Below are 5,939 nucleotides of genomic sequence, written 5' to 3'. Positions count from 1 at the left end.
GGCGGCCCATCGCCCCTGTCGGACAGGGGCGATGGGCCGCCGTAGGCCGAGGTCGCAACATCGTGTTCCAGCGCTCTCAAGGCGTTCTTCGGTGTCATCCTTCGCTCGCCGCCTGCCGTTGCAGGCCATACGGGGACACAACCCCGTGTGTCCCACCCCTGGCGCTGCCCCGGCAGCCCGAATCCAAGGAGCGAATCTCATGACAACGCACAGCTTCCGTACCCTGCCCGCCATCCTCGCCGTCACGCTGGCCGCCTTCGGCCTGCCGGCCATGGCGCAGAGCACCGCCACCACCACGACGACCACGACCAACAGCACCGCCGTGGCCCCCGCCACGCCCCAGCCCACGCTGACCGAGCGCGCCAAGGAAGAAGGCCGCGAAGCCGTGAACGCCACCGAGCGCGGCGCCAAGAAGGCCTACCACGGCACCAAGAATACGGCCGAGCGCGCCGCCCACGCCACCGAGAGTGGCACCAAGAAGGCGTACCGCAAGACCAAGGAAGTGGCCGGCGAGGCCGTCGATGCCACCGAGCGCGGCGCCAAAAAGGCCTACCGCGCCACCAAGCGCGGTGCCGAGAAGGCCGGCGATGCCACCGCCAACGTCGCGCACAAGGCCGCCGACGGCATGCGCACGGCCGGCAACAAGATCGGCGAGAAGATCCCCGGCACCGAGCAGAACGAAGCCGCCAAGGCTGCCGGCAAGCAGTGATGCCGCGGCGGCCGCTGCGGCGGCCGACTGCATGCGCCGCACGGCGCGATGCGCGAGAGGCCCGCTTCGGCGGGCTTTTTCATGGCCACCCGCCGTGCGCGGCAGCCCTGGGCGATGATCCGGCGATGCCTGCCGAATCCCGCGCCCCTGCCGCGGCGCCGCTGCTCGAAGGCCTGCCGCCGGTCGTATCGCCGCGCACGCGGCTGCTGATCCTGGGCAGCTTTCCGAGTGCCGTCTCGCTCGAGAGGCGGCAGTATTATGCGAACCCCCGCAACCAGCTCTGGACCCTCTTGCAAGCCCTCTGGCCCGAGCATCCCCTGCCCCCCGCCCACGACTATGTGCAGCGCTGCCAATGGCTGACGGCGCGCGGTCTTGGCCTGTGGGACGTGTTCGCGCGCTGCCGCCGTGCCGGCAGTCTGGACGCCTCGATCCGCGATGCCCAGGCCAACGACCTGCGCTGCCTGCATCTGCCGGCGCTGGAGGCCGTGGCCCACAACGGTGCCGCCAGCCATGCGCAGGCCGCGCGGCTGGGCCTGCCGCCGGGCGTGGCGGTGCATCGGCTGCCGTCCACCAGCCCGGCCCATGCGGCCTGGAGCCTGGCGCGCAAGACCGAGGCCTGGCGCGCGGCGTTCGCGCAGCACGGGCTGGTGGCCGCATGAAGGCGCGCCGCGGCAGCAAGTCCCCATCCTTGCCCGAGGTCAATTTCTCGGACTGGGGCGACATCCGTTACCTGCACCTGGGCACCGAATGGGTCCAGGGTTCGATGCGCCTGGATGCGCCCTACGAGATCGAGTTGGAGTACGTCCAGCGCATGATGGCCTGGCTGCTCTTCGCCGACCCGGCGCAGGTGCCCAAGCGCCATGCCATGCAGCTGGGCCTGGGCGCCGCCTCGCTCACCAAGTTCTGCCGCAAGCAGCTGCGTATGCGCACCACCGCCGTGGAGCTCAACCCGGCCGTCGTCGCCGCCTGCCGCGGCTGGTTCAAGCTGCCGCCGGACGACACCAAACTGCAGGTCGTCGTGGCCGACGCCGCCGAGGAAGTGCGCCAGCCGCAGTGGCAGGGCCGCGTCGATGCGCTGCAGGTCGACCTGTACGACCACGAGGCCGCCGCGCCCGTGCTCGACAGCGCCGAGTTCTATGCCGACTGCCGCGGCGTGCTCACCGAGGACGGCTACATGACGGTCAACCTCTTCGGCCGCTCTTCCAGCTACGACCGCAGCGTGGAGAAGATCGCCGAGGCCTTCGGCGCCGACGCGCTGTGGACCTTCAAGCCCACGCGCGAGGGCAACACCATCGTGCTGGCCCAGCGCACACCCAGCCGGCCCAAGCGCGACCGGCTCGCGCAGCAGGCCGAAGCGGTGTCGGCCCGCTGGGGCCTGCCGGCGCCCAAGTGGCTGCGCGTGTTCAAGCCGCTGAAGCCATGAGCCGGTCCACGCCTTCGGCGCACGGCCCGCTTCTGCTGCGCAACCTGGTGGAGTGGCTGGCGCAGGACGGCGTCATCAGCCGCGAAGAAGCCGACCGCACCATCGCCCGCTGCGCCCAGGCCGAGAGCAGCCAGCATCCGCTGGTGCGCCTGGCCAACGTGGCCGTCACCGGCGCCGCGGATGGCCGGCCGCTGGACCTGGAGACGCTCACCGAATGGCTGGCCGGCCGCGCCGGGCTGCCCTACCTGCGCATCGATCCGCTCAAGGTGGACGTGGGCAAGGTGGCCGACGTGATGAGCGCCGCCTATGCCGAGCGCCACAAGGTGCTGCCGGTGCAGGTCGGGCCCACCGAAGTCATCGTGGCCACGGCCGAGCCCTTCATCGCCGACTGGGTGGCGGAGGTGGAGCGCCAGTCGCGCCGTCAGGTGCGGCGCGTGGTGGCCAACCCGGTGGACATCCACCGCTACACGGCCGAGTTCTTCGCCCTGGCGCGCTCGGTGCGCGCCGCGCAGAAGGCGGGCGGCCAGGCGGCCAGCACCAGCTTCGAGCAGTTGGTGGAACTCGGCCGCAGCAACCGCCAGCTCGACGCCAACGACCAGAGCGTGGTGCAGGTGGTGGACTGGCTCTGGCAGTACGCCTTCGACCAGCGTGCCTCCGACATCCACCTGGAGCCGCGGCGCGAGCAGGGCGTCATCCGCTTCCGCATCGACGGCGTGCTGCATCCGGCCTATCAGATGCCGCTGGCGGTGATGAGCGCCATGATCGCCCGCATCAAGCTGCTGGGCCGCATGGACGTGGTCGAGAAGCGCCGCCCGCTCGACGGCCGCATCAAGACGCGCCGCCTGCGTCCGGCACTGCCCGGTGCGGCCGCCGCCGGCACCGGCGCGGCGGCGCACGAGGAAGTGGAGATGCGCCTGTCGACCCTGCCGACGGCCTTCGGCGAGAAGATGGTGATGCGCATCTTCGACCCCGACACCGTGGTCAAGGACCTGGACGCGCTGGGCTTCTCCGCCCACGACGCGGCGCGCTGGAAGACGCTGGTGGCCCATCCGCACGGCATCGTCCTGGTGACCGGGCCGACGGGCTCGGGCAAGACCACCACGCTCTATTCGACGCTGCGGCGCGTGGCCACCGAAGAGGTCAACGTCAGCACCATCGAGGACCCGATCGAGATGATCGAGCCCGCCTTCAACCAGACGCAGGTGCAGCAGCAGCTGGACTTCGGCTTCACCGAGGGCCTGCGCGCCCTGATGCGGCAGGACCCGGACATCATCATGGTGGGCGAGATCCGCGACCTGGCCACCGCCGAGATGGCGGTGCAGGCCGCGCTGACCGGCCACCTGGTGTTCAGCACGCTGCACACCAACGATGCGCCCAGCGCCATCTCGCGCCTGATGGAACTGGGCGTGCCCAGCTACCTGGTCAACGCCACGCTGCTGGGCGTGATGGCGCAGCGCCTGGTGCGCACGCTGTGCCCGCACTGCAAGCAACCCGACGACGCGGTGACGCGCGAGACGCTCGACGAACTGGCCGCGCCCTGGCGCGTGAGCGGCGGCACCGTGCGGGCCTACAAGCCCGTCGGCTGCATCGAATGCCGCATGACCGGCTACCGCGGCCGCACCGGCCTCTACGAGCTGATGACGGTCAGCGAGGGCTTTCGCGGCCTGCTGGGCCAGGCGCCCGACATCGGCGCGCTGCGCCGGCAGGCCGTGGCCGACGGCATGCGGCCGCTGCGCCTGGCGGGCCTGCTGCGCGTGGCCGAGGGCCTGACGACGGTGGCCGAAGTGCTGTCGGCCACGCCCCCGCTGCAGGAAAAAAGCTGATCGCGACCGGGGCAACCCCGGGCTAACCCTGAACGCAGGTTAGGTGGAATCCACATCGAAGCTGACTGTTGGCTGACCAAAAATCCGCCCACTCGTTTTTTGTGGAGACCGTTCGTGAAGATCAAAAGTCAGAAGGACTTTTTCGCGGGCCTCATGTTCACGCTGGTCGGTGCCGGGTTCGCCTGGGGCGCCACGACCTACACCGTGGGCAGTGGGGCGCGCATGGGTCCCGGTTATTTCCCGCTCATGCTGGGCATCGTGCTGGCCGTCCTCGGCCTGGTGGTCATCTTCGGTGCGCTGACGGTGGAGACCGCCGACGGCGAGCCCATCGGCAAGATCGCCTGGAAGCCGCTCGTCTTCATCATCCTGGCCAACCTCGTGTTCGGCGTGCTGCTCGGCGGCCTGCCCAGCATCGGCCTGCCGGCCATGGGGCTGATCATCGGCATCTACGCGCTGGTGATCATCGCCGCCCTCGCAGGCGCCGAGTTCTCGCTGAAGCTGGCGCTGATCCTCGGCACCATCCTGGCGGTGGGCAGCTACCTCGCATTCATCGTCGGCCTGAAGCTGCAATTCCAGGTCTGGCCCACGTTCATCACCGGCTGATCGGCGCAATCCCATGGATCTGATTACCAACCTCTCGATCGGCTTCGGCGCGGCCTTCACGCTGCAGAACCTGATCTATGCCTTCGTCGGCTGCCTGCTGGGTACGCTGATCGGCGTGCTGCCCGGCATCGGCCCGGTGGCCACCATCGCCATGCTGCTGCCGGCGACCTACGCACTGCCGCCGGTGGCGGCGCTGATCATGCTGGCCGGCATCTACTACGGCTCGCAGTACGGCGGATCGACCACCGCCATCCTGGTCAACCTGCCAGGGGAATCGGCCTCGGTGGTGACCGTGATCGACGGGCATGCGATGGCCAAGGCGGGACGAGGCGGGCCAGCGCTCGCGGCGGCCGGCCTCGGCTCCTTCTTCGCCGGCTGCGTGGGCACGCTGATCCTGGCCGCCTTCGCGCCGCCGCTGACCGAGCTGGCCTTCAAGTTCGGCCCGGCCGAATACTTCAGCCTGATGGTGCTGGGCCTGATCGGCGCCGTGGTGCTGGCCTCCGGCTCGCTGCTCAAGGCGATCTGCATGATCGTGCTGGGCCTGCTGCTGGGCCTGGTGGGCACGGACGTGAACTCGGGCGTGGCCCGCTACAGCTTCGACATTCCGGAGCTGACCGACGGCATCGGCTTCATCGCCATCGCCATGGGCGTGTTCGGCTATGGCGAGATCATCTCCAACCTGGCCAAGCCCGAGGAAGACCGCGAGATCTTCACCGCCAAGCTGCAGGGCCTGTGGCCCACGAAGGAAGACTTCAAGCGCATGACGCCGGCCGTGCTGCGCGGCACCGCGCTGGGCTCGGCCCTGGGCATCCTGCCGGGCGGTGGCGCACTGCTGTCCTCCTTCGCGTCGTACACGCTGGAGAAGAAGCTCAAGCCGCGCCCGGGCGAAGTCCCGTTCGGCAAGGGCAACATCCGCGGCGTGGCCGGTCCCGAGTCGGCCAACAACGCCGGTGCGCAGACCTCGTTCATCCCGCTGCTGACGCTGGGCATTCCGCCCAACCCGGTGATGGCGCTGATGGTGGGTGCGATGACCATCCACAACATCCAGCCCGGCCCGCAGGTGATGACCAGCAACCCCGAGCTGTTCTGGGGCCTGATCGCCTCGATGTGGATCGGCAACCTGATGCTGATCATCCTGAACCTGCCGCTGATCGGCATGTGGATCAAGCTGCTGTCGATTCCGTACAAGTGGCTGTTCCCGGCGATCGTGCTGTTCTGCGCCATCGGCGTGTACTCGACCAACAACAACACCTTCGACGTCTGGATGGTGGCCATCTTCGGCGTGGTGGGCTATGCCTTCATCAAGATGGGTTGCGAGCCGGCGCCGCTGCTGCTGGGCTTCATCCTGGGGCCGATGATGGAAGAGAACCTGCGCCGCGCG

General features: G+C 69.4%; 6 protein-coding genes. All 6 read left to right on the top strand.

Annotated features, from left to right (window positions below; genetic code table 11):
• Positions 1-199 precede the first annotated feature (199 nt).
• On the top strand, positions 200-709 hold the full coding sequence (locus tag NS331_RS24075; protein ID WP_058644458.1) for a hypothetical protein: 510 nt from the start codon (positions 200-202) through the stop codon (positions 707-709).
• Positions 710-834: 125 nt separating this feature from the next.
• Entirely contained in the window at positions 835-1,368 is a 534-nt protein-coding gene (locus NS331_RS24070; protein ID WP_058644457.1) for a DNA-deoxyinosine glycosylase, read from the top strand.
• A complete protein-coding gene (locus NS331_RS24065; RefSeq protein ID WP_058644456.1) occupies positions 1,365-2,132 on the top strand; it encodes a class I SAM-dependent methyltransferase in 768 nt (255 codons plus the stop codon). The genes NS331_RS24070 and NS331_RS24065 overlap by 4 nt, the downstream gene beginning before the upstream one ends.
• Positions 2,129-3,955 (top strand): type IV pilus assembly ATPase TfpB, encoded by a 1,827-nt coding sequence (gene tfpB / locus NS331_RS24060; RefSeq protein WP_058644455.1) that lies wholly within the window; start codon positions 2,129-2,131, stop codon positions 3,953-3,955. Before NS331_RS24065 ends, tfpB begins: the two co-directional genes overlap by 4 nt.
• 114 nt (positions 3,956-4,069) lie before the next feature.
• Positions 4,070-4,558, top strand: a complete 489-nt coding sequence (locus NS331_RS24055; RefSeq protein WP_058644454.1) for a tripartite tricarboxylate transporter TctB family protein — start codon at positions 4,070-4,072, stop codon at positions 4,556-4,558.
• Between the two features lie 13 nt (positions 4,559-4,571).
• Positions 4,572-5,939 (top strand): tripartite tricarboxylate transporter permease (locus tag NS331_RS24050; protein WP_058644453.1); only part of this gene is annotated, 1,368 nt, incomplete at its 3' end.

The sequence above is a fragment of the Pseudacidovorax intermedius genome (assembly GCF_001476815.1).
GTDB lineage: Bacteria > Pseudomonadota > Gammaproteobacteria > Burkholderiales > Burkholderiaceae_C > Xenophilus > Xenophilus intermedius_A.
Note: the sequence above shows the minus strand (reverse complement) of the source record. Positions and strands in the feature narration are given on the sequence as shown.